This window comes from Bacillus sp. SRL337 (genome assembly GCF_984799155.1).
The window spans coordinates 1,204,614-1,227,025 of the sequence record NZ_OZ481793.1 but is presented as its reverse complement, the minus strand read 5'-3'; the positions used below and the strand labels follow the sequence as shown (position 1 = coordinate 1,227,025).

Here is a 22,412-nt window from a genome sequence, read left to right as displayed (position 1 = left end):
AAGAAAATGGCTGGGGATTGTTCAGAGACCTGTGATGGTTTCTTTCTCCGTCTCAAGGCTGATTGAGATTAAGACCAATTTGAACCCCGGTGGTTCCTATCCGATACTTTAGGCTTTTTCTCTCATCATTTCCCCAAGATTTCATCCAGTTCATTTTCTGCCGTTTCCCGGTTTTGGACAGAAACCTTGATGAGATGTGAGGGCATAGTGAGAAGGGAGATGATTTGATCTTCCTTTTTCATTCGCTCCTCCAGCAGTTGGACCACCCCTTCAAGTCCTCCTGGCAATGCATGAGCTTTTCCATATCCTGGTGCAGTATAGCAGCTTGCCACATACTGAAACCATTCCGGGTAGCGGACTTTCCTTACATCTTCAATGGTATCCCTGACTGTTGAGGGTTTAAGGTAAATCAGGACCGGAACGAGATCCAAAATGATTTGCTCCGTCTCCAATACAAACTCTGTAATGGAATTTTAGAGTTTCATTATACTTTGCCATAAGCATTGTAAGGGGATTCTGTAAGAAGCTGCAGTCCATAATGGCTATGTTATCAGAAGTTTTCATTTCCTGAATGAACGTTTTCCACCGGGCTAAGATTAACTCCTTGTACAAATCAGGAGGCATTTCATAGACATCATATTTTAAAAGTTCCTCTGCGCAGCGGTCTGTCATTTTACCTTCTTTTAAACGTTTTCCATATGGAATGAGTACCCCCTCATCCATGCCAGTATGATATTCCAAATCATCGATATCTTTCAATTCTGGAAAATCATTCACCATGTCCCGCAGCCTTTCGCAGTGTATGAATGCTTCAGCCTCATAATCTGCAGGATGATCAAAGTCCCCTTCCATATATATTCTTGAGTCCATTCCCTTATTGTTCAACTTCTCCCTTATGTATGCACATGCAGAGGTTTTTCCCGCACCGGGAATCCCTTCAACCAATATCAATTTCATATACCATGCCTTCCTTCTTCTACATCCTTAACGGATATTCTCCTTCCATCCTGTTAATCCTCTCCGGGGTAAAGGATACTTTTTTTACAAGGTTTTACAATGTTTAAAGAAATTTCGAGCGGGGTACTACTTTATTAAATACCTAATAAAAATCTTGAAATCAATGATTTTATTAAACTAAAGCAGAGGTGAGTTTTCATGATTCGTACAATTTTAATGATCATCGGGGCTATCGTTGTAATCGGAGCGATTCTCGCATTAATCTAATCTTTACAAGGAATGATGGACAGCGTTAAAGGTGTACCGTCATTCCTTTTTTAAAATTCAATTATGAACCAAATGGTTGAAAAGCAGGATCAAGACAAAAAAATTAAAGAGGTGGATGAAATGTTCAAAAATATTTTGCTCGCTTATGACAATACCGACGGAAGCAAAAAAGCTCTCGAAAAAGCAATAGAATTACTTGCACATAACAGGGAAGCCAACTTGACGGTGGTCCATGTTACGAAAGACAGTGAGTATACGAATGAACAGGGACAGGAACAATTCACTCGTTCACTTGATGTCATTAATACCGGTTTAAGTTCCCATGAGGCTCAGAACCTTCCTCACAGCTATGATAATAAAATTGAAGAGCGCCACCCAATCAGGAAGGGTACAAACGGAGACCAGTTTAAACCTGTCAGGGAAAACCTTGAATCCAGGGGTATTCATGCACATTATGAACTGCTGACAGGCTCTGAGGCAGACAGCATATGCCGCTATGCAGCTGATAACGAGGTGGATATCATTGTTGCAGGGAATAGCAGCAATACAGGTATTAAGAAATGGTTCCTGGGCAGCGTCAGTGAAAAAATTTCTCATAATTGTTCAAGCAGCATCCTAATCGTCAAGTAAAATAAACCAAGTGAAAAGAGGCTGTCACTCCAGGAATGAACACCACCGGCACGCAACAACAATGCTGTAACGGCGGCTGTTTCTTCCCAAGGACAGCCTCTTTATCTTTCCATATCTTGCTGAGCAAGTAATTCATTCATGTGGTTCTTCGCATGCTTTTCATCAAAAGTACTGAAAACGCGATAATAGTCTTCATCAAGGATTCGAAAATGATGGCTGATAATATTCTGCTGCAGAATATACCCCCCATCCTTATTGACTTCCTTCCACCAAATCTTTCCGCCTAAGGTTTTTTCTTTTCGGTAATCAACATCTTCCCTGGCTACAACCTCTATCACTTCAAGAGGTTCACCGCCGAATGAGTTGACGAGTGTTTCGCTGTTGCGGAAAAGTGCACAAACAGCTACGACGGTTGTCCAACCTGCCACCATCCGCCCTTTTTCAATCTGCACAAGCGTTTTTTTGGATACCCCAATAACCGATGCCATTTTATCCTGGGTATAGCCGGCTTCTGCACGGACTATCTTTAATTTTTCAGAAACAAGCAGAATCAATTCCTCTTTAGTCATAAAGCACACCTTCCTGCTAATCCATAGTGTAATTTTACACCATCACTGACTATTTTGCCAATTACTTCTTATCTAAAAAAAACCAAATGATCTATGATAGTATGCGTTCACTTATGGTGGCCTGTAAAACAGCTTTACCCTACTATTAACCATTTTGCTTTTCTATTAATCTGGGTATTTCCCCCTGCTATTTAGTATTTTATAGCTATCTTTCAACTAAATTTGGTGTTTTTTCCATTTTACCCTATAAAAAGTCCTTTATTAAAGATATATTAAGAGTAGAGGTTTTCTTTTTTAAAAACCATTATTCGTTGTTAAGATGTCAAACCCCTTCATAAAAATAAATATGGTTATTAGAGGTGAAACGATGTCTACTGTAGAACAGAAAGCTATCAATTTTTTCAATAGCAATAAGGAAGAAATCATAAAAGGCTGGGTCAGTCAGCTTTCGCCTGCCGATTTAAGATTCTCAAAAGATCTAATCATCGAGAATGGGGCCGAAGTATTTGAAATGTTCATTCAAGGTCTGCATATCCCCAACTCCGAATTAGATCAGTATATCCAAACAGAAGCATTTCATGTAGCCAAACAACGTTTCGAGTCTGAAACCAATATTGGGGAATTTGTATATAATTTGAATCTTGGCCGTTCAGAAGCCCTCAAACACCTGGATGGCTTGAGTTTTGAATGGACGGAACTTCAGTTCATCGTCAATCAGATTAATTATTTTTTCGATAAGTTTACATATTACACGGTTTCATACTATACGCATATGAAAGATCAAATCATTAAGGAAAAAGAAGAGTATATTGATTCCCATCATGAAGACAGGCTCTCCCTCCTAGGAAAAATGTCCTCAAGTTTTGTCCACGAATTCAGGAATCCTCTGACATCCATTAATGGATTCATTCAGCTTTTAAAAGCGGAAAATCCTGATTTGTCTTATTTGGATATCATTTCTGGAGAGCTTGAGCAGCTCAACTTCAGAATCTCACAGTTTTTGCTGTTATCCAGGAAGTCCGCTGTGAACACTGAAAAGTCTGCTTTTTCTTTGAATGGTTTGATTGAGGAGGCACTTGCTTTTTTATATCCAAGAATCCTGGAAGTCAATGTTTCAATTGACAAGCATCTGGATAAGGATGTTGAAATAAAGGGGTGGAAAGAAGAATTCAGGCAGGTTATCATCAATATCATTTTCAATGCGATCGATGTCTTGAGCACCAATTACAAAACCCCAAAAATCTGGATTAACACAAAATTGGAAAACGATAGTTTCATTCTGAGTATCTGCAATAATGGGAAGAAAATTCCTGATGAAATCTTAACCAGTATCTTTGAACCTTTTGTTACTTCAAAAGAAGATGGTACCGGTCTAGGCCTCTTTATCTGCAAAGAAATTGTCGAAAAACACGAAGGGCAGTTATCATGTTTCTCTAATGATGAGCGTACATCTTTCAACATTACAATACCGGTAATAAAATAGGATCATCGTTGATGAAGCGGTAAAGTTCAGCCTGCACTCTTATTAGGTCGCAGAGTATATGGCTAAGGTCTGTATTTTCTTGCAGCCATTTATACTGAAAACCTGTTTCATCGGCAAGTTATCCATATCGGTGACTCCAATATAAGTATCCGCGTTCAGCTCAAGTCTTAGCGCTGCTGCAGCGAATTGATGGACTGTTGAAGCCAGGCCAAGACCTCTGAAAGAAGGTGTTATCCCCATAAAAAAAAGCCTGCCTTCGGATTCTGTACAGGGTTCGATATGAGGAATAAAGAAACCCGCATCTCTCCCGGATTTTCTCACGAGGTAAATCCGGAATCTATTCGAATCAATCTCACTAAACAGTGAATCGAGCATCACCTGTGCCTCATCCGGACTTCCAAGTATTAAGCCCAAGCACCGTATTCCCTCTTCCATGCAGGGCTCAGCAATAAATTCAAGTGATGTATCAGGAAAGACCGTTGTCCCCCTTAAATCTTTATAAAACACTTCCCTCTCGTTGATTTTCGTTAATCCCAACTCTTTCAGTTCCTCTGAATGATACCTGCAGGGACCACAACTGTCACTCTATTCCCTGAAGGGATACCCCAGAACAAATCTTTTAATGCTTCTACATCTTTAGTTTCCGGGTTCCCATTTAGTGAACCCCATTCCACTGTACTGTATCCTTTGCCTTCCAATAATTTCCACCTCATATTTATCACTCCAGCCGCCTATTTATAGATTTATCGTAGCATACCACAACTAAAATATGGGTTTTTATGAGTAATTGTCTCTGTAGCGGGTATTGTGTAATAACCAACTTAATAAGAAGGGACTTCATAAGAATGACACAAAATGAAATATACTTTTTGTCTCCAAGTCACCAAAGAAGCCTGATGGCAGAGGGTTGGGCACAAAGATCTGGCCTTTCAGGCTGGAACTTCGACAGCGGCGGATGGGCTGATACAAGGACAAATATTTTCAGTGTCGAAGCCATGAAAGAGCTTTGCATTGATATATCCAAGAAAAAAAAGAAAAGAGTCGAATCCCACAAACTGGACAATGCTTCTGTCATCATTGCCATTCATGACTTTGAGGAAGACCATGAATTTGAACTTCCACCCCATTTCTACAACAAAGTCGTTCATTGGAATTTGCCCAACCCTGAAAAAAGAGCGAAAACCCCTATGGAACAATGGGTATTTTATCAAGAATTATGTGATTCGCTCGCCATGAAGGTGAAAAGCCTTAAAGACGTATTAGATACGATCACATAAATAACCACCTTGTCAAAGTTGTGACTGAGGTGGTTTTTTTTATAGAATCATTATGTGAAATATTCGAGCTTCGCGTCCGGAAAGAATTTTTCCATGTATTTATATAAATGGTCTTTAATTCCCTGCTCTTCATCCTTTTGATAGATATATTTACCGATTCCGTATTTTCCCCATTTATATCTCCTTTGATTTTCATCAAGTTCCAATTTTGTCATCGGGTAATTTTTTTCGATGACCCGCTTGGCTGGTTTTGTGAATCGGTGCTGAATGAATTCAAAGGTCAAATCTTTCTTTGCATAATCCGGAAGTTCGGCGTCCAGTCGCTCAAACATATGATGATACCCCTCTTCCCAGCCTTCATGCAAATAAATCGGGGCAACAATGAAGCCAAGCGGATACCCGGCCCTCGCTACCTTCCCTGCCGCTTCAATCCTCTTAGCCAGCGGAGAAGTGCCAGGTTCAAAATTCTTTATGACATAATCGGCATTGACACTGAAACGGAAACGCGTTTTCCCATTATGCTTGGCGTCAAGCAGATGGTCGACGTGGTGAAACTTAGTGACAAACCTAAGCTTCCCATACTCTGAATTCCCAAAATGTTCAATTGCTCTCTTCAGGGTATGTGTCAGGTGATCGACCCCAACAATATCGGAGGTACATGCCGCCTCGAATCTAGTGAATTCAGGAGCCCTCTCCTTCATATAATTATCTGCCGCTTCAAGGATCTCATCCACATTTACATAAGTCCTTATATAAGGCTTACTGCCCATGGTGGTTTGGAGATAACAATAATGGCAGTGGCCCATACAGCCAGTTGCAAAGGGAATGGCATACTCAGCTGATGGCTTGGAAGTATCAAACTTTAACGTTTTCCGGACACCTACCACCAAGGTTGATTTAGCAACGCGATATTTCTGAAAGTGATTGTCCCCCGGAAGATTGCGGACCTGATTATGGGAGGTCGTCTCCCGAATTTCAATATTCATGTTTTCGAATTTTTCTTTAAGTTGTTTTCCCAGTGGATATTCAAGGGCTCCTGGTTCGATGTAGACTAATTGAGGTACAAATGGTTTTATCATCGCCCCACCCGCCTATATGCCGCCAAAATAGCCCATGTATGCCTGTTCAGCCTGATCGGCTGTCTGGTATACAGCTATTTCGTCATTTAACGGATAATAGGTTTCATATAGAAATAAAGCAAGTTGTGATGGGTCCTCCGGGTTGTGTATAACTGCAGCTTCCTGAACATTCGCCACACTTTGTGTATGGGGATTTCGGTAAATCACATAAACTACATCCCCGGCCTTATAAGGAGTCAACTCAGTATTCAGTTCCATTTTTCAACACCCTTTCTTATAGGCAGTATGTACTCATTCTTCCTAAAGGGAGCCATTATTATAGGTGGGTTTTTTTGGAGGATTATAAAAAAGCCTTTTCCTCCAGGAAAAGGCTTAGATCCCATAAAGTTTTTTTGTGTTATCAAGGACGGTTTTGTAAACATCCTGCAGGGGCTCCCTCTTGATTTCCGCCAGTTTCTTCACTGTTTGATGAATCATTGCGGGATGAGTCATTTCCCCTCGGAACGGTCCTTCAAATTTCCAGGGGCCGTCTGTTTCAACAAGAAGAAGTTCAAGGGGATAGTCCTCAGCGATTGTCATAATCTCTTTTTCATATAAGAGGTCGGGAGTAAGTGAGATATAATAGCCATTGTCCTTCATCTTCTGCAATGTTTTAGATGAGCCCTTGAACCAATGAAAATGTGCATGATGAATCGAGAACCGCTCAAGCAACGAGATTGCCTTATCAGCATCTTCATATACAGCATGGAGAATGATCGGCTTATCAAGGGCCTTTGCCTCCTGAACAAACATTTGAAGAATTTCATGGTAGGGGGCAGGGTCCAATTCAGGAAGCTCTTGTTTCAAGTAATAAGGCAAACCTACCTCCCCCACTGCTGCCATCGAATCTTTATTTTCTTTCAGAAATGACAGGATATCCAGAATCTCTTCATTTGAAGGAAGTGGCTGCTCAGGATGGTACCCGTAGGCAGGTTTGATTCTTCCATCAATTTGAGATAACTTCAAATTTTCATAACATGATTTTAAATGATAGGAAACTGATATCAGTGCCAGGACATGATGCATAGTGCATTCTGACAAGATTTTTTCTCTTTCAAAGGGTTTATACATATCAAGATGGATATGTGAATCAATGATTCCTCTTTCCCCGCCGTTACTCATGGACAATCAACTCTTCATAAATCGTTTTTTTACAACGAAGGAATTCCTCGCTGAGAACCAGGCTTTCGTCCCTCGGCCTAGAGAACGGAACGTTGAATTCGCTTTTAATGGCTGCAGGCCTTGGAGATAACACAATCAGTCTGTCAGAGAGAAATAAAGCTTCCTCAATATTATGGGTAACGAATATAATGCTCTTTTTATTTTCCTCCCAAATGGACAAGAGCCATTTTTGCATATCCAACCGGGTGAATTCATCCAAAGCTGAAAATGGTTCGTCCAGGCAAATGATCGGCTGAGGACTGAGCAGCGCCCGTATGAAGGCAACCCTCTGTTTCATCCCGCCGGATAATTCATGAGGGTAAGCTTTTTCGTACCCGGCCAGGCCGGCTCGTTCGATCATTCCCCTGGCACCCTGCCTGTCTTTTTTCCCTGATAATTCCTGACCCAGGAGGACATTGTCTTCGACGGTCCTCCAAGGCAGAAGTGACGGGGCTTGCGGCATGTAACTTATATACCCTCTCTGTCCGTTGATGGTTTTCCCATCAATTGTGATGCTTCCTTTTTCAGGGGTATAGAGTCCTCCAATTAAATGAAACAGAGTACTCTTTCCACTCCCAGATGGACCAAGGATGGATAAAAATTCACCATCACCGACAGAAAGTGAGAGATCGTCGAGGATGAGCTGACCTTCAAATGATTTATATAGATGATCGATTTCCAACTTTTCCACTCTTCTCTTCTCCTTTCGGCCTCCACTTGATAAGGAGTTTTTCCATTCCAATAATGAACACGAAAAATATTAAGCTTAATAACATAATGGCAAAAATCGCCACAAACACTCTGTCCGTCCTGAATGAAGAGGAGGCCAACGTCATGAATACCCCGATGCCCTGCTTCGCCCCCAGCCATTCAGAAATGACAGCCCCCATGACACTATAAGTAGCAGATATCTTTACACCTGAAAAGATAGATGGAAGGGAATGGGGCCATTCCAACTTTGTGAAGATTTGCATCTTGCTTGCACCTGCCATCTGCATATAGTGTTTGAGTTCATTGCCTGTCTGCCTGAATCCGTCCAATGCTGCCACAGCTACCGGAAAAAAACACACAAGTGTGATTACTATCATTTTCGGCAGCAGGCCAAAACCGAACCATACGACCAAGAGCGGGGCCAGGACGATGACCGGGATATTTTGCGACAGAATCAAAAGCGGGTAAACCGACTCTCTTAAGACTGGTATAAGATGCAGTCCGACCGCCACCAGCAAACCAATACTGCAGCCAATCAAGAATCCCAAAACCGTCAAAGATACAGTGGAGGCCAAATGGTCCTGAAAAGTTGGCCAGACAGCTGCAGCTTCACCGGCGATTCGTGACGGGGCTGGCAGCAGCCATGCTGGTATATCGGCCATCTTTACGGCAGTCTCCCAAATAATGAACAAAAGGATGATGACCACGGTAGGCCGCCATCCCCTTGCAAGGAATCTATTCATCATTTATACTTCCCTGTTAATTGATCCATTGAAATTCCGCTTGGCTGATAAAGGATTTTCACTTGGGAGATCACATTCCTGCTCCCCATTTCAATCATTTTTTCATTCATCTTTTCAATTACTTTCATTAAATCGGATAAGTTTCCCTCCATCGTTGTTTCCAGTGGGTGAACCTCAAACTTTACTCCAGCCTCCTGAATCACTGAGATTGCTGCGTCGACATAGGGAATTACATCCTCACCGTTTTTGGTCTTCGGCAGGATTTGAATACTGATCAAGCTGTTTTCCATAAAGGAACCCCCTCTTATTCCGGCAAAAATTCATTGGTGAATGCTTTTTCTGCCTCTAATTCATTTTCCAAAAGTTCATTTTCGAACATCCAGTCTGCATAGTTTTTCCAGACCTCCAGTTTCTGCTCACCCCATCTAGGTGCATCATCTGTATACTTGGATGCCAGCCACTTCTGGCTCTTCATGACCAGATCCGGGTCCAGATCCGGCGCCGCATCGATAAGGATCTTTGCTGCTTCTCCCGGATTATCGATGGCGAAATTATATCCTTTTGAAGCAGCAGATACAAACGCCTCAACCGTTTCGGGATTATCAGAAATCATTTCTTCATTCGTCGTCAATACTGGAGTATAATAATCCAATTTCTCCGAGTAGTCTGTTAGATAAATCATATTGATATCCTGGTTTCTAAGCTCTGCCTCTATGCCTGTCCATCCATAATAAATCCAGGCAAAATCGATGTCTCTTTGGACAGCTGTAAAGAAATCACTGTCACCCATGTTGACGAAATCCACTTTTGATACGTCAGCATTTTCCTGTTTCATGATTGATGCCATGACAGCCTCTTCTACTGGTGAGCCCCATCCGCCATATGTCTTTCCTTCAAAATCCTTTGGTGTTTCGATATTCTTGTCTGCAGGGGAAGCAAATCCGGATGTATTGTGCTGAATGACAGCAGCTATGGAGATGAGCGGAACATCCTGGACCCGTGCCTGTGTCACTCCTTCCTGATAGCCGACACCGAATTCGGCCCTGCCTGAAGCTACGATGGAATCAGCCCCGGCCTCCCCTGGCATGATGATTTCCACATCAAGACCGGCCTCCTCGAAATAGCCTTTTTCCTTGGCAACGTATAATCCGGTATGGTTGGTATTCGGAGTCCAGTCCAACACAACGGAAACTTCTTTCAATTCTTCACTTTCATTTCCTTGCCCCTCTTCTTTCTGCTCGGCATTGTTGTTCTGCCCGCTGCAGCCGGTAATCAAAACAGCAGAAAATAAGGCTAATAGTCCTTTTTTCATTATAGGTTCCTCCTTAAGTGTCAAAAAGTTCGCGAGTATATGATAGAACCTGTTCATATGAGTCATGCAGTGTCTGTGCCCTAATAAAAAAAGCGCCCCGGTGTTTATCCGGGACGCATATTGAAAACAGAATTACCGTTTAGAATATGTTCCCTACGCTGGTCTCAGCCAGATCAGGTTCCAAGGGTCAGTATCTAAAAAAGGATACAATCTCAACCAGCCTTACTGGTCCCCCCACTATTCTCGCATATTTAATTGATTTCCATTCTCTACTTTGACATAAACACCCCTGAATTTCAAGAAATACATCCGGAAGCATCCTTTACCCCTTTAAAGCAGCCGGGGACAGTCCCTCACCGCTTTAAAGGAATAAAGCGACAAGCCCTCTTATTTTGAAGATAAGTCCATACAGGCTATAATGAATGAAAGCGAAAGTGAAAACGAGGAGGATACAAATGGAAAGAATTCAGCTTACCGAAGACCTAACATTCTCCAGGTTGATTCATGGTCATTGGCGCCTGAACGATTGGAACCAATCGAAACAAGAAACGTTGAATTTAATACAAAAAGTTCTGGATACCGGCATTACAACGTTTGATCATGCTGACATTTATGGAAGCTATACTTGTGAAGCTTTATTTGGTGAAGCATTGAGATTAAAACCATCACTCAGAGAGAAGATGGAAATCGTTACAAAATGCGGGATTGTCCTTCCATCCAAACAGCGTCCAGAACACAAAACACATCATTATAATACAAGCAAAAATCATATCATCAAATCAGTGGAAAACTCTTTAACCAATTTGAATACAGACTACATAGACGTCCTGCTCATTCACCGTCCCGATCCGTTCATGGACCCTGCACAGACTTCCGAAGCATTCAACCAGCTTCATAAAGAAGGCAAAGTCCGCTATTTTGGTGTTTCAAACTTCAAAGATCATCAATTCAGCATGCTGCAATCTTATATGGATTTCCCTCTGGTCACCAATCAATTGGAACTATCACCTTATGAACTGGAGAATTTTGGAGACGGAACTTTGAATCACGCACTCCAAAACAGGATTGCTCCGATGGCATGGTCTCCTTTGGCAGGCGGAAAAATCTTCACCAGTGAAGATGAGAAAGCAGTGCGTCTACGTCATACACTGGAAAAGATCCGCAAAGAAAAGAACGCGGACGGAATAGATCAAATCATATATGCCTGGTTATTGAGCCACCCTTCCCGTATCATGCCGATTGTCGGTTCAGGCAAAATGGCTAGAATCCAATCTGCTGTTGATTCTCTTGATATGAAGCTGGACCATGATCACTGGTTTGAAATTTTACAAAGCTCCATGGGGCATGACGTTCCTTAGAACCATAAAAAAAGAATCCTGAGCAGGATTCTTTTTTGTTATGCATACCCTTCTTCATTCATCCCAGTCATTCCAATGACTTTTGAAATGGAGTTCTCCACATAGTGGGCCAGGTACTCATTTTGTAGTTCATTCTTACTCAATTCATAGAGCTGTTTATCGGAAACTTTATAGATGCCTATTCTTAATAGCTGTTTTATATAAAAATCTTCATTTATGTTTTTATTTCTATGCTGCACGGTTAATCCCTCCGAAGAGAGTATACCCGATTTTCTAGGTTTCTAACCTAAGACCAGAATGCCCATTCTATAGTACCCGCTGAGTGACCGGAAGCTTGATGGAAGCCGTTGTCCCCTTCCCTTCAACACTGTCATAAAGAATCGTTCCGTTGTGTTCTTCGATAATTTTAAAACTTACCATCAGGCCCAGCCCTGTACCGTCTGATTTCGTAGTATGAAAGGGAGTACCGAGCTGCTCAAGATCCTTTTCAGCGATTCCCTGCCCTTCATCCCTTACAGACAGCAAGACCATGTCAGACCTTTCAAGTTCCGCTTTGATGGAAATCTCTCCCCCTTCAGGCATCGCTTCCATTCCGTTTTTGATCAAATTAATCAGTACTTGCTTTAAATGTTTCCCATCACATTCAATTGGAGGAAGGTTATTTTCCATTTTCACACTGAAAGCAATATTCTGGTTTATTGCGTCATTTTCCATCACCTTAGTCACATACTCTATGATTTCAGGGATATTATGGCTTTCAAACTTCATTCCCTTAGGTTTTCCGATCACCAATAAATCATCGAGCAGAGAAGAAATCCTTTCAATTTCATTAATCATGATTGAGTAGTACTCGCTATCTTCAGGATGCTTCTCATGCTGAAGCTGTGTGAAGCCCTTCAGGGACGCGAGAGGATTTCTTACCTCGTGGCTTATAGACGTTGCGAATTGGCCGACCGCGGCTAGCTTTTCTGTGTGGCGGAGTTCGTCGTTCAACTTAAGGCGTGTTTCAAGATTTGAATTAAACCTGCTTAAGAAAATATAAGCAATAGCGGAAAGTATGACATAAAGAACAATAGGCAGAAGGGCTTGAACAGCACCTAAAATAATCCCTAACAAAGCATATTTAACAACCATGCCTATAAGAGAGAACCAGAAGAATCTCTTATTTATAAAAATTGGAGAAAATAATATAAAGAAAATTTCTACAGCGTTTCCTGAATTAAATACTAAATCAGTTCCCAAAAAGATCATCAGGTTATTAACTATATCAATAAGAATATAACCTATTAAATATATATATTTAATTGAATAAAGCTTTCCCTTCCTAGCTAAATAAATGGCTACTGGAAGGAATGCCAATATGATAATGTGAAACCAGAAACCGAGCCCCCCATCAGGCAGACCCATTTTCTTGTCCTCATAAAACCTGAATAAGTAATAATAAAAAGCATCATAAGCTATCAGTAAAAAGTAAAATAAGGACAAGAATAATTTTAATGTTTTTTTCTCTTCTTTATCTAATTGAATACTATTAAGTCGAAGATTAGTCATTTGCTGCTCCTTTAAAAAATCTTAAGATAGGACTATTCACTTAATAATATAGGAAAAACAGGCGTTTTGTAAAACTTTGTAGAAATTTGTTGGTTTATCTTTAAGATATTTTTATGACCTTCCTTATTTCGACTTGAGAAAGTTGTGTTTTAATCCCCTAATCCATGAATAAATTAAAATTGAAGCCACAATCTGCAACTGTAAAAGGAAGATAGCCCCATCCCAGAAGTGAATAGAACTAAGTGGATTTTGAAGTTTTGGTAGAGTCATTTTAATTGCATAAAATAATTGCGGTAAATAGTAAAACAGAAAAATACCTATTGATATAAAAGTACCTAAAATATAGAAGAAGCTATAACCCTTTATCATTTTTCCATATTCTGTTTTACTACTTCTTCTTAAAACCACTTTTTTTCTAAGAAACCCCTTCGCTTCTTCCATAAGGTTATACTGCCCGGTTATATTCTCAACCACGAAATACAAATCAGTTTTCATATAAAAACAACACTGATAGATAAGCCTCAAAACGATATTAAAATTCATCATTGCTGTAATGGTGTAAAGCATCCCTTTCGGGTCATCATATAATAAAAAGTTTTGAAAAAAGAGACTCAGAAACAAAATAGCAATGTCAAAATTAATTCCAGCAAGGTAAACTCTGTTTCTATCTCTGCCTCCCAGTTTCCATACCTCACTTACATCGGATTCCAAAACCGGGAAGAAGAGTCTGTGGCCTATACCCAAGTTTACAGAAATGCCAAGGGAACGCGCAGCCAATACATGTCCTGCCTCATGAATTAAAACTAGAACAATACTTAAAACAGAAAATAGCAATATGTTTAGAAGCATGATATCAGACCAAAATAAATCTTTATAATAAGGAATTGAGGAAGGATTCAGAATCATTAATAAAATTGAACAGAAAAACGAAAAAATGTAAAATTTCTTGGAGCTGCTTTTAAAAAACCTTCCTGCAAAGTCTCTATCAATCCACAAAAAACCTCGCTTTTTCTTTTTTGCAGGTACTACCTGTAGGACCTCTTCATCAATTTGGGTTAATAAGTCCATTTCAATCAACTGAGTGATAAAATCTTTCATATCTATTTCTTCTTCTGGATACTTATCAATCAGCAAAGCTTCTGTTTCGTTTATTGTTTTTCTTTCAGAGAGACTTTTAATGGCGTCGATTGCAGGTAAAGGCATTTCATAGAAGTCCCCTGAATGCTTATCCTCTAAAATATATTTTTTTTTATCCTCATGTATTTCATGGGCAACAAACACTACTATACTGTCTTTATTCCACATGTAGTTCTCTCCCTTTTTCCTATTAAAAAAGGATGCAAGCAATTGCATGCACCCCCACCCATTATATCTGTAACCATTCACACCACCAGCAAGTTGTTTTAATTTTGCTAAGTTTTTTGATTTTCATAACTTCACCTTCAATCTACTTTGGATTTAATTCTCGAGGTGGTGCAGGATCTAAGGATGATGCTGAACGGTTTGGTTTGACCCCTTCCTCATCTCAACCCATTCAGGAAAAACAATTTTAAATGTATGAATAAGATCAGGATCAAACTGCGTTCCTTGACCTTCAAGAATTCGTTTATAAGCCGTTTCTGTCGATAACGCTTCTCTGTAGGAACGAGTGGAAGTCATCGCATCGAATGCATCTGCAATTGCTGTTACCCTCGCAGCGAGAGGAATCTCCGTTCCTTTTAATCCCTCCGGATAACCCCTGCCATCCCATCTCTCATGGTGAGAAAGAATAACGTTTAAGCTGTCACTGAGCACTTCTACCTTTTCAACTGCTTCTGCACCTACAGCCGGGTGGGTTTTAATAACCTCAAATTCTTCCTTGGTAAGCTTATCCGGTTTCATCAATATCCTGTCTGGAATATGAATTTTCCCTATGTCATGTAATAAACAAGCATAGTAAAATGCTTCTAATTCTTCATCTGAATAGATATCAAGCCTCTTTGCAAGGGAAAGTGCATAAAAGGCAACACGCTCACTATGACCTCTTGTATAAGGATCTTTTAGCTCCAAAGTAGCAATAATGCCCTTAACGATACCTTCCAGCTGTTTATTGTATGAACCTTTAATACCTTCCACATAACCTAAAATTCGTTTTAGTAATAGGTAAGCAATGGATGAAATTAATATGATCATAAGCGATGGAATTATTAATACAACAATATCTTGTGTAATGATTCCCACTAAAGCATATTTTAGGACAATTGAGCCACATACGAGTAGAAAAAATGACTCACTTACAAAAATGGGGGAGAATAGAATCAAGAAGATTTCTACAATATTTCCTCCTCCAGTTATACTGGGATTTTTAATATGAACAGTAATGTCGTTTATACAGATAAGGCCAACATATGCTAAAACTACATTATACTTAATTAAATATATATTTTTTTTACTATAAATGTAATAACTTACACCTGTGAGCAGGAATATAAAAATATAAAGAAAGTATCCAAATATTGAAGGCATGCCCACTTGCTTTCCTCCAACAAACCCAGGGATAATAAAATAGTAGAAAGCATCATACAAAATTGATATAGTAAAAAACAGCACCAAAAACCATTTAAGTGTCCGTTTTTCTTCGTGAATTAACGTTGAATCTTTTATATTTTTTAACATGGCTGCCCTCGCTTGCTGTAAATGTCTTCTACTCATTAAACTAGTACTTGCCAACATTCGACATTTCTCATTCTATAGCAAAAGTCCTATCAAGAAAATAGTTTCTTTTGCTCATTTGGCAGGAACGTTCAGGGTAGGATCTCCTTTTACACACATATCAAGAGTAGTGACTGTTCGAATGACTTTTAGCCAATGTTGTAATCTTTGAGCTAAATGTACTCTTCTTATATCGGATAAAAAACCCAAAAGTTTACAGAAGGTGCCATGAAATAGACCTAAAGAACTAAATAGATGTTGAAAAAGAACCCGGTTCTCAGAAACAGGGTTCTTTTTTCGAATTCAAAACTAAAAATAACACATCAAAAGGAGTGACAAATCGCACCGATATATGTCACTCTATCTCTTGAGTTAACGATTTTTGCTGATATGGTAAGATCATATGCACCGACCCTAAAAACCAAATGATAGAACTTTTTATTCTAACCCTTGGAGTGACATTTTTATTTGCCTTTGTTACCAGTGCCCCAATGATTCCAGCTATCAAAATGAATACAATAAACAGATATAGGATTGATGTTTTAAATGATTAAACAGTAGCAAGGGAGATCCATAGTTTCCTGTAGTATGTGGATGAATCGTCAGCTCCACTTGAGGGGGCCTTACCACTGGGAGGGTCTTAGCGGCTATTGGATTTCGGTCTCATTATTAGCTCCAAGGTCCAACTGCTGGGGATAAGTCCACATGTTCAGTTCCTCACTGAATTCAGGTAATTTTCAGAAGAAATCGGGTTCTGGATTTTTTCTGTCATAAGCTCGATTCGATTCAGTGTTCATCTTGTTCAAAGGGAAAAGAACATCAATTCGTGCATGCGGAATCAGTCCAGTCCGTACGCAGTTGAATTGGACCTTCACTTTTTAGTGATAAATCATCATCAACTCGCTAATGCTCTTCATTATTTTTATACCTCATGCGAGGGCAGAGCCGAAAAGCCGCTTTTCACATCTGGAGAACCCCCCTTAAATAAAAATAGGTCAGAGGCATCAGCCACTGACCGTTTTCTGTAATATAATAAGATTTTCATCGCGAAAAGACCGACCTTCCGCATGAGGATTAGGCGTTTTCACTTCAAACCTGAACCATTTAGGTTTTCAGAGCCTTTTTACTTCTCTGCTAATTTCTGTTCCATATTGCTGTTTCGCTTCATAAGGAAGTCGATCGTCAGCCAGAAGAAAACAGAAACAAGAGCATAGATTCCGATTGAGTTGTAGATGTCTTCGGTTTTCCAGTCCAGTCTTGGAATGAATAGTCCCAGTATTCCGGTGAAAATATAGTAACCGCCAATTAAATGGAAGAAAAGTTTTTCTGTTGTTAAGTTTCTTTGCTCCATATATCCTTTGCCCGCTTTTCCAAAGAATATCGCAATTCCCCTGATCATAAAATACACAGAAAAAGCAATAATAATAGCAACTATCGTCGAATTGTTAAAAACATTTGCCATTTCAATGCTCCTTTCAAAAACATAGCCAGACTTTCATCTTTTAAGATTGTACCATAAGATTCCTGGTTTTGAGTAGGAATTACTTACCATTTGCAAGACGAAAAAATCATTTTTTTATATGTTACCTAAGTAAACCATGTGGTATAGTGTTACATAGCTATTATCCATAAAGGGGATTATTTTATGTCCAGCTACAAAAAAGGAATTGACCAACTATCTCCTGCCCAGATTATCGTGGTTTTCTATGTTGCGGCAGTTGGATTTTCTATACTTTTACTAAGTCTCCCCATTACAGCTAAACCCGGTGTGGACCTTAGTTTCCTCGATATCATGTTTACAGCAGTCAGTGCCATTAGTGTCACAGGGTTGACTGTTATACAAATTGCTGATTCTTTCAGTACAGCAGGAATATTCATCTTGATTTTCATCCTGCAAATCGGCGGTATCGGCATTATGACTCTCGGGACATTTCTATGGCTTGTCTTAGGAAAGAAAATTGGGTTAAAAGAACGGCGCCTGATCATGACGGACCAAAATCAATCAAATCTTTCAGGTCTGGTCAACCTGATGAAACAGATTATGTATATCATACTTTTGATAGAATTAATGGGTGCCCTCATATTAGGTACATACTTCTTGAAATACTACCCGACTTGGCAGGATGCTTACTTGCACGGCATTTTTGCCAGTGTCAGCGCCACAACAAACGGCGGTTTTGATATTACGGGACAATCACTGATTCCGTATGCGGGAGATTATTTTGTTCAATGTGTGAACATCATCTTAATTACTTTGGGAGCGATAGGGTTCCCTGTACTAATCGAGTTGAAGGATTTCCTGCTTCACAATAATAAACGCGGCCGGTTTCACTTTTCGCTCTACACGAAGTTAACCAGTGTGACCTTCTTCGGTCTTTTGCTTGCGGGAACGCTTCTGATACTCGTTATTGAGTTTAACCGTTTTTTTGAAGGAATGTCCTGGCATAAGTCCTTTTTCTATGCGTTTTTCCAATCCACTACTACCCGGAGCGGGGGCTTGGCTACTATGGATGTAAGCCAGTTTTCGGAGCCTGCCCTGATTATTATTTGCATGTTGATGTTTATTGGAGCTTCTCCAAGTTCAGTAGGAGGAGGAATTCGTACTACCACGTTCGCTATAAACCTACTATTTCTGATTAACTTTGCAAGGGGACGTTCCACTATCAAGGTGTTCAGAAGAGAACTCGATAATACAGACGTTATAAAATCACTTGCTGTAACACTCTTAGCTAGTTTCATGTGTGCAGGCTCGGTGATATTCCTTTCAATCACCGAGTCATTTTCAATGATTGAAATCCTTTTTGAAGTGTGTTCGGCTTTTGGAACTGTCGGCCTCTCTATGGGAATCACTCCTGATTTGAGTGTTTATGGAAAACTCATCATAATGGCCTTGATGTTCATTGGAAGGATCGGGCTCCTGACATTCCTTGTTATCTTAGGCATCAAGCAAAAAGAGACGTTATATAATTATCCGAAAGAAAGAGTCATTATTGGATAAAAAGAAGAAGCCTCAGCGGCTTCTTCTTTTTATTAGACTCCTTGAAAACCCTTTTTAAAGAGAGAAGCCCCTGATAACTAAGAGGGAATTCCGGCTCATTGATTTTCCGAAAGCGGCACTCTCCGAAAACAACCTTTATTTATCCTTTACCTTGAGGAGCCGCAGTCCATTCAAGGTAACAATCAAAGTAGCTCCCATGTCAGCGAATATTGCGATCCAAAGCGTCAGCCATCCAGGTATCACCAGCAGGAGTGCCAGAAGTTTGATCCCTAAGGAAAAGACGATATTCTGCTTTATGATCAACAAAGCTTTCCTGCTGAGTTTTACAGTAAAAGGAAGCTTCCTTAAATCATCTCCCATAAGAGCGATATCTGCAGTTTCCAATGCTGTATCGGTTCCGGCTCCTCCCATGGCAATTCCTACAGATGAAGCAGCAAGAGCAGGAGCATCATTCACCCCATCCCCCACCATGGCGACCTTATCATAATGCCGGCGCAGTGTTTTAATATATGATAATTTATCCTGAGGAAGTAATTCTGCTGCTACGTCTGTAACATTTGTTCGTTTGGCAAAGGCTTCAGCGGTTCCCTGGTTATCCCCGGTCAACATGATGGTTTTCTCAATACCCAATCTATGAAGCTTTTCAATGACCTCAGCACTGCTCTCCCTAATTTCATCAGCAACACCTGTTAATGCCATTACACCGGTTTCCGTACCTAGTGCAATGACGGTTTTGCCTTCTTTCTGGAGTTCCACTATCATACTTTTTATATCATCCGGCAGCGGCACCCCAATTGCTTCCTCCATGAATGAAGGGCTCCCAGCATAATATACTGTGTCTTGAATGGTGCCTTTGATTCCTTTTCCTGTGACAGAAGTGAAGTCCTCAATCTCAATATTTCGGTAATCGATTTTTCCGCCTTCAGCTTTTTTCAGGATAGCAGAGGCCAAAGGATGCTGTGAACCATTTTCAAGTGCTGCAAGCAGCCTTAGATTTTTATCATCTATTTCGGTAAATGAGATAAAATCAGTGACTTCCGGTACCCCTTTTGTTAGCGTCCCCGTTTTATCAAAGGCAATTGCCTTTAAAGCACCTGCCTCTTCCAGGTAGATACCGCCTTTGATCAAAACACCGTTGCGCGCAGCGTTTCCAATAGCCGTTACGATGGAAACCGGCGTGGATATCACAAGGGCACATGGACAGCCGACAACAAGTACAGCAAGCCCCTGGTACACCCAGGTAGACCAGTCAGCAGCAAAGAACGAGGGCGGGACAATGGCGACAAGAATGGCAACCAGAATGACTGCCGGAGTATAGTACTTAGCAAAACGATCCACAAATGCCTGGGAAGGTGCTCTTTCTGCCTGAGCTTCTTCTACCAAGTGGATGATTTTTGCAATGGTTGTATCTTCAGCCAACTTGGTGACTTTGACTTCCAGCAAGCCTTCTTCATTCAGGGTGCCAGCGAAGACTTCATCATCCTTATTCTTGGTGACTGGAACAGATTCACCTGTAATGGCTGCCTGGTTGACAGCCGATGTCCCTTTTACCACTACTCCATCCAGGGCAAGCTTTTTCCCTGGTTTTACTATCATGGTGTCGCCTACTTGGATATCTTCAATTTCTACAACCATCTCTGTGCCGTCCCTTCGGATCAGTGCCTCCTTGGGCGCAATGTCCATGAGTGAACGGATCGACTGGCGGGCCTTATCCATGGAATAGGCTTCTAAGACCTCACTGATCGCAAACAATATTACGACCGTGGCTCCTTCTCCCCATTCCCCTATGAAAGCAGCACCAATGATCGCAATGGTCATCAGTGTTCTCATATCGAATTCCAAACGAACCAGATTCTTTAAACCGGTTGTAAAAAGGCGAAAGCCACCGACTGCTATGGATACAACATAGGCGAGAATAGATAGGATATTCTCCTCTCCGTAGAAGTGTCCAAGTGACCATCCCAGTACCAGGAAGGCAGCAGACAACAATACATTTGCATACTTCGCTATGAATGGTTGTTTTTCTTCACTAAATTGCTGATTTTCATTTATGATCTTAAGCCCTTCAAAGGCTCCTGCTTTTTCAAGTTCTTCTATTGTTGTATCTCCAAAGACTGTGAGTTTCGATGCTCCAAAATTAACATTGGCTTCCGAAACACCATCCAGGTGCTTCACGTTCTTTTCGAACTTTGCGGCACAGCCTGCTCAGGAAAAGCCCTGAACGCGGTATATTGTTTTAGAAGTTGTATCCTTCAATCCTTCAGCCACGCTGTTCCACCTCCTTATGATGAGCAATAGCAATCTTAATCAAGCTTCTGACGTGGTCGTCATCCAGGGAATAGTATACCAATTTCCCTTCTTTCCGATATTTCGCGAGCCCCATATTCCGAAGCAGCCTCAAGTGGTGGGAAGCCGTTGCTGTGGTGGAACTCACGATATTCGCCACATCACACACGCAAAGTTCTTTCTCAAGACTGAGAGCATAAGCGATCTTCATTCTAGTATCATCCGATAAGGCCTTAAATATTTTGGCTGCCCCATTTGTATCCGTTGAAGAAAGCTCCCTCTGAATCGATGTCACTTTCTCATCTACTTGACAAGTCACTTCACAGATTTCTCCCTGTTTCACTAAACACTCCCCCAGTCATTACATTCAAACATTCATTTGAATATTAGTATATGAAAGAAGTGAAAGTATGTCAAAACTTTCACTAAAATTAAGGACTTTGCCCCTTTAACGCAATGAGGGACAGTCCCCCAGCACGTTAAAGCGTTAAAGCGATGGGTGGGACTATCCCTCTTCCCGCTTTAATCCAAGTAAGTATACAACCAAAGAAAAAACCTCCCCAAATGAGGAGGAATCAATTTATTTAACAATCAGCACCGGGCAGTTCGCCCGCTTGGCAACTTTGTGGCTTACGCTGCCTAATACAAACTCCTGAAGACCGTTCAGCCCTCTGCTGCCGATCACGGCAATATCGGCTTTCTGCTTATTTGCATATTCGACAATTGCAGGCCCGGGGTCTCCATGAAGGATTTTGATTTCATATTTGACTCCTGCATCCTTTGCCAAGGCTTCTACATCCTTCATTCTTTCTTTCCTGAAGTCATTAATCTCTGCAGAATTCCAATGGGCCAAAATATCCGATTTGGCGCGGTCTGCATCTGCTACATAAACCATCACAATCGTTGATTCTTCAGAACATTTAGCGATAAGGATGGCATTCTCTGCAGCCCGTTTTGAATGCTCAGAACCATCAGCAGCCAATAAAATTCTTTGGTACATCCCTTCACCTCATTATTTTAAATTGGACCCTGCATCATCTGGAAAGACTTCTTTCGTATGGATTGCTGCTTTGAAAAAGTCTAAAGGACAGGGTTTCCCCTTGGATACCAGGGCTTTTCTATCTGAATGGAAGAGTGCATTTTTCCCTTTCTTTTTGGGATACTACTCGTGAATCAGGGCAATGTATTTCTAACTTATATATTCTGCACTTTCCTGGTGTAATCCTGTTTCCTCTGCATTTATTCTCCCTCCACTTTAGCGCTTTAAAGCAGCCGGGGACTGTCCCCGGCTGCTTTAAAG

25 protein-coding genes and 1 riboswitch are annotated in these 22,412 nt (G+C 40.8%); of the genes, 5 read left to right on the top strand and 20 right to left on the bottom strand.

Annotated elements, in window-relative coordinates; genetic code table 11:
* Positions 1-125 precede the first annotated feature (125 nt).
* Together AC4E8A_RS06025 and AC4E8A_RS06020 are read right to left on the bottom strand one after the other, a co-directional pair.
* Complete coding sequence (locus AC4E8A_RS06025; protein ID WP_490197385.1) at positions 126-431, bottom strand: hypothetical protein; 306 nt, start codon at positions 429-431, stop codon at positions 126-128.
* On the bottom strand, positions 400-957 hold the full coding sequence (locus AC4E8A_RS06020; protein WP_490197383.1) for a P-loop NTPase family protein: 558 nt from the start codon (positions 955-957) through the stop codon (positions 400-402). Before AC4E8A_RS06020 ends, AC4E8A_RS06025 begins: the two co-directional genes overlap by 32 nt.
* A gap of 387 nt (positions 958-1,344) precedes the next feature.
* On the opposite strand from AC4E8A_RS06020, the gene AC4E8A_RS06015 reads away from it, so the two are divergent.
* Positions 1,345-1,854 carry a universal stress protein gene (locus AC4E8A_RS06015; protein WP_490197382.1) on the top strand — a complete coding sequence of 170 codons (510 nt, stop codon included), beginning with the start codon at positions 1,345-1,347 and terminating at the stop codon, positions 1,852-1,854.
* A gap of 101 nt (positions 1,855-1,955) precedes the next feature.
* Here AC4E8A_RS06015 and AC4E8A_RS06010 read toward each other — a convergent pair whose 3' ends face one another.
* Positions 1,956-2,423: a helix-turn-helix transcriptional regulator gene (locus AC4E8A_RS06010; RefSeq protein ID WP_490197380.1), complete on the bottom strand. Its 468-nt coding sequence runs from the start codon at positions 2,421-2,423 to the stop codon at positions 1,956-1,958.
* A gap of 367 nt (positions 2,424-2,790) precedes the next feature.
* Between AC4E8A_RS06010 and AC4E8A_RS06005 the strand changes: the two genes are divergently transcribed.
* Positions 2,791-3,906 carry a histidine kinase N-terminal domain-containing protein gene (locus AC4E8A_RS06005; protein ID WP_490197378.1) on the top strand — a complete coding sequence of 372 codons (1,116 nt, stop codon included), beginning with the start codon at positions 2,791-2,793 and terminating at the stop codon, positions 3,904-3,906.
* Positions 3,907-3,948: 42 nt separating this feature from the next.
* Here the strand turns inward: AC4E8A_RS06005 and AC4E8A_RS06000 are convergent, their stop codons facing one another.
* Positions 3,949-4,443, bottom strand: a complete 495-nt coding sequence (locus AC4E8A_RS06000) for a GNAT family N-acetyltransferase (protein WP_490197376.1) — start codon at positions 4,441-4,443, stop codon at positions 3,949-3,951.
* Between the two features lie 5 nt (positions 4,444-4,448).
* Positions 4,449-4,619, bottom strand: coding sequence for a hypothetical protein (locus tag AC4E8A_RS05995; RefSeq protein WP_490197375.1), 171 nt, complete (start codon positions 4,617-4,619; stop codon positions 4,449-4,451).
* 132 nt (positions 4,620-4,751) lie between these two features.
* Here AC4E8A_RS05995 and AC4E8A_RS05990 point away from each other — a divergent pair, with 132 nt between their 5' ends.
* On the top strand, positions 4,752-5,183 hold the full coding sequence (locus tag AC4E8A_RS05990) for a low molecular weight phosphatase family protein (RefSeq protein ID WP_490197373.1): 432 nt from the start codon (positions 4,752-4,754) through the stop codon (positions 5,181-5,183).
* Between the two features lie 50 nt (positions 5,184-5,233).
* Here AC4E8A_RS05990 and splB read toward each other — a convergent pair whose 3' ends face one another.
* From splB to AC4E8A_RS05955, 7 genes are all read right to left on the bottom strand, one after another.
* Positions 5,234-6,262, bottom strand: a complete 1,029-nt coding sequence (gene splB, locus AC4E8A_RS05985) for a spore photoproduct lyase (protein ID WP_490197372.1) — start codon at positions 6,260-6,262, stop codon at positions 5,234-5,236.
* 12 nt (positions 6,263-6,274) lie between these two features.
* A complete protein-coding gene (locus AC4E8A_RS05980) occupies positions 6,275-6,520 on the bottom strand; it encodes a transcriptional regulator SplA domain-containing protein (protein WP_490197370.1) in 246 nt (81 codons plus the stop codon).
* 114 nt (positions 6,521-6,634) lie between these two features.
* Positions 6,635-7,423, bottom strand: a complete 789-nt coding sequence (locus tag AC4E8A_RS05975) for a TatD family hydrolase (protein WP_490197369.1) — start codon at positions 7,421-7,423, stop codon at positions 6,635-6,637.
* Positions 7,416-8,153 carry an ABC transporter ATP-binding protein gene (locus AC4E8A_RS05970; RefSeq protein WP_490197367.1) on the bottom strand — a complete coding sequence of 246 codons (738 nt, stop codon included), beginning with the start codon at positions 8,151-8,153 and terminating at the stop codon, positions 7,416-7,418. The genes AC4E8A_RS05975 and AC4E8A_RS05970 overlap by 8 nt, the downstream gene beginning before the upstream one ends.
* The gene (locus AC4E8A_RS05965; RefSeq protein ID WP_490198782.1) at positions 8,122-8,916 is read right to left on the bottom strand and encodes an ABC transporter permease; all 795 of its coding nucleotides are present in this window, start codon (positions 8,914-8,916) and stop codon (positions 8,122-8,124) included. Before AC4E8A_RS05965 ends, AC4E8A_RS05970 begins: the two co-directional genes overlap by 32 nt.
* Positions 8,916-9,206, bottom strand: coding sequence for a thiamine-binding protein (locus AC4E8A_RS05960; RefSeq protein WP_490197366.1), 291 nt, complete (start codon positions 9,204-9,206; stop codon positions 8,916-8,918). Before AC4E8A_RS05960 ends, AC4E8A_RS05965 begins: the two co-directional genes overlap by 1 nt.
* A gap of 14 nt (positions 9,207-9,220) precedes the next feature.
* Complete coding sequence (locus AC4E8A_RS05955; RefSeq protein ID WP_490197365.1) at positions 9,221-10,228, bottom strand: ABC transporter substrate-binding protein; 1,008 nt, start codon at positions 10,226-10,228, stop codon at positions 9,221-9,223.
* A gap of 133 nt (positions 10,229-10,361) precedes the next feature.
* Positions 10,362-10,474: riboswitch (TPP riboswitch) on the bottom strand.
* A gap of 209 nt (positions 10,475-10,683) precedes the next feature.
* On the opposite strand from AC4E8A_RS05955, the gene AC4E8A_RS05950 reads away from it, so the two are divergent.
* Positions 10,684-11,586, top strand: a complete 903-nt coding sequence (locus tag AC4E8A_RS05950) for an aldo/keto reductase (RefSeq protein WP_490197364.1) — start codon at positions 10,684-10,686, stop codon at positions 11,584-11,586.
* A gap of 38 nt (positions 11,587-11,624) precedes the next feature.
* Here the strand turns inward: AC4E8A_RS05950 and AC4E8A_RS05945 are convergent, their stop codons facing one another.
* From AC4E8A_RS05945 to AC4E8A_RS05925, 5 genes are all read right to left on the bottom strand, one after another.
* Entirely contained in the window at positions 11,625-11,825 is a 201-nt protein-coding gene (locus tag AC4E8A_RS05945) for a Fur-regulated basic protein FbpA (protein ID WP_490197363.1), read from the bottom strand.
* 67 nt (positions 11,826-11,892) lie between these two features.
* Positions 11,893-13,137 (bottom strand): ATP-binding protein, encoded by a 1,245-nt coding sequence (locus tag AC4E8A_RS05940; RefSeq protein ID WP_490197362.1) that lies wholly within the window; start codon positions 13,135-13,137, stop codon positions 11,893-11,895.
* 123 nt (positions 13,138-13,260) lie between these two features.
* Positions 13,261-14,442 (bottom strand): zinc metalloprotease, encoded by a 1,182-nt coding sequence (locus AC4E8A_RS05935; RefSeq protein WP_490197361.1) that lies wholly within the window; start codon positions 14,440-14,442, stop codon positions 13,261-13,263.
* A gap of 177 nt (positions 14,443-14,619) precedes the next feature.
* Positions 14,620-15,849: an HD-GYP domain-containing protein gene (locus AC4E8A_RS05930; RefSeq protein ID WP_490197360.1), complete on the bottom strand. Its 1,230-nt coding sequence runs from the start codon at positions 15,847-15,849 to the stop codon at positions 14,620-14,622.
* A 1,102-nt stretch (positions 15,850-16,951) separates the two neighbouring features.
* Positions 16,952-17,290 (bottom strand): hypothetical protein, encoded by a 339-nt coding sequence (locus tag AC4E8A_RS05925; protein WP_490197359.1) that lies wholly within the window; start codon positions 17,288-17,290, stop codon positions 16,952-16,954.
* A gap of 183 nt (positions 17,291-17,473) precedes the next feature.
* Here AC4E8A_RS05925 and AC4E8A_RS05920 point away from each other — a divergent pair, with 183 nt between their 5' ends.
* On the top strand, positions 17,474-18,826 hold the full coding sequence (locus AC4E8A_RS05920; RefSeq protein ID WP_490197358.1) for a TrkH family potassium uptake protein: 1,353 nt from the start codon (positions 17,474-17,476) through the stop codon (positions 18,824-18,826).
* 135 nt (positions 18,827-18,961) lie between these two features.
* On the opposite strand, the gene AC4E8A_RS05915 is transcribed toward AC4E8A_RS05920, so the two are convergent.
* The 3 genes from AC4E8A_RS05915 to AC4E8A_RS05905 form a co-directional block, all read right to left on the bottom strand.
* Positions 18,962-21,094, bottom strand: coding sequence for a heavy metal translocating P-type ATPase (locus AC4E8A_RS05915; protein ID WP_490197357.1), 2,133 nt, complete (start codon positions 21,092-21,094; stop codon positions 18,962-18,964).
* A complete protein-coding gene (locus AC4E8A_RS05910) occupies positions 21,087-21,455 on the bottom strand; it encodes an ArsR/SmtB family transcription factor (protein WP_490197356.1) in 369 nt (122 codons plus the stop codon). Before AC4E8A_RS05910 ends, AC4E8A_RS05915 begins: the two co-directional genes overlap by 8 nt.
* Positions 21,456-21,692: 237 nt before the next feature.
* Complete coding sequence (locus AC4E8A_RS05905) at positions 21,693-22,112, bottom strand: universal stress protein (protein ID WP_490197355.1); 420 nt, start codon at positions 22,110-22,112, stop codon at positions 21,693-21,695.
* Positions 22,113-22,412: the final 300 nt, after the last annotated feature.

Coding starts and splice junctions, on each gene's coding strand:
- AC4E8A_RS05920 (WP_490197358.1), top strand. CDS start 17,474: ATGTCCAGCTACAAAAAAGGAATTGACCAACTATCTCCTGCCCAGATT.
- AC4E8A_RS05950 (WP_490197364.1), top strand. CDS start 10,684: ATGGAAAGAATTCAGCTTACCGAAGACCTAACATTCTCCAGGTTGATT.
- AC4E8A_RS06010 (WP_490197380.1), bottom strand. CDS start 2,423: ATGACTAAAGAGGAATTGATTCTGCTTGTTTCTGAAAAATTAAAGATA.
- AC4E8A_RS06015 (WP_490197382.1), top strand. CDS start 1,345: ATGTTCAAAAATATTTTGCTCGCTTATGACAATACCGACGGAAGCAAA.
- AC4E8A_RS05935 (WP_490197361.1), bottom strand. CDS start 14,442: ATGTGGAATAAAGACAGTATAGTAGTGTTTGTTGCCCATGAAATACAT.
- AC4E8A_RS05965 (WP_490198782.1), bottom strand. CDS start 8,916: ATGAATAGATTCCTTGCAAGGGGATGGCGGCCTACCGTGGTCATCATC.
- AC4E8A_RS05995 (WP_490197375.1), bottom strand. CDS start 4,619: ATGAGGTGGAAATTATTGGAAGGCAAAGGATACAGTACAGTGGAATGG.
- AC4E8A_RS05940 (WP_490197362.1), bottom strand. CDS start 13,137: ATGACTAATCTTCGACTTAATAGTATTCAATTAGATAAAGAAGAGAAA.
- AC4E8A_RS06020 (WP_490197383.1), bottom strand. CDS start 957: ATGAAATTGATATTGGTTGAAGGGATTCCCGGTGCGGGAAAAACCTCT.
- AC4E8A_RS05990 (WP_490197373.1), top strand. CDS start 4,752: ATGACACAAAATGAAATATACTTTTTGTCTCCAAGTCACCAAAGAAGC.
- AC4E8A_RS05960 (WP_490197366.1), bottom strand. CDS start 9,206: ATGGAAAACAGCTTGATCAGTATTCAAATCCTGCCGAAGACCAAAAAC.
- splB (WP_490197372.1), bottom strand. CDS start 6,262: ATGATAAAACCATTTGTACCTCAATTAGTCTACATCGAACCAGGAGCC.
- AC4E8A_RS05930 (WP_490197360.1), bottom strand. CDS start 15,849: ATGTTGGCAAGTACTAGTTTAATGAGTAGAAGACATTTACAGCAAGCG.
- AC4E8A_RS05925 (WP_490197359.1), bottom strand. CDS start 17,290: ATGGCAAATGTTTTTAACAATTCGACGATAGTTGCTATTATTATTGCT.
- AC4E8A_RS05905 (WP_490197355.1), bottom strand. CDS start 22,112: ATGTACCAAAGAATTTTATTGGCTGCTGATGGTTCTGAGCATTCAAAA.
- AC4E8A_RS05975 (WP_490197369.1), bottom strand. CDS start 7,423: ATGAGTAACGGCGGGGAAAGAGGAATCATTGATTCACATATCCATCTT.
- AC4E8A_RS06005 (WP_490197378.1), top strand. CDS start 2,791: ATGTCTACTGTAGAACAGAAAGCTATCAATTTTTTCAATAGCAATAAG.
- AC4E8A_RS05955 (WP_490197365.1), bottom strand. CDS start 10,228: ATGAAAAAAGGACTATTAGCCTTATTTTCTGCTGTTTTGATTACCGGC.
- AC4E8A_RS05980 (WP_490197370.1), bottom strand. CDS start 6,520: ATGGAACTGAATACTGAGTTGACTCCTTATAAGGCCGGGGATGTAGTT.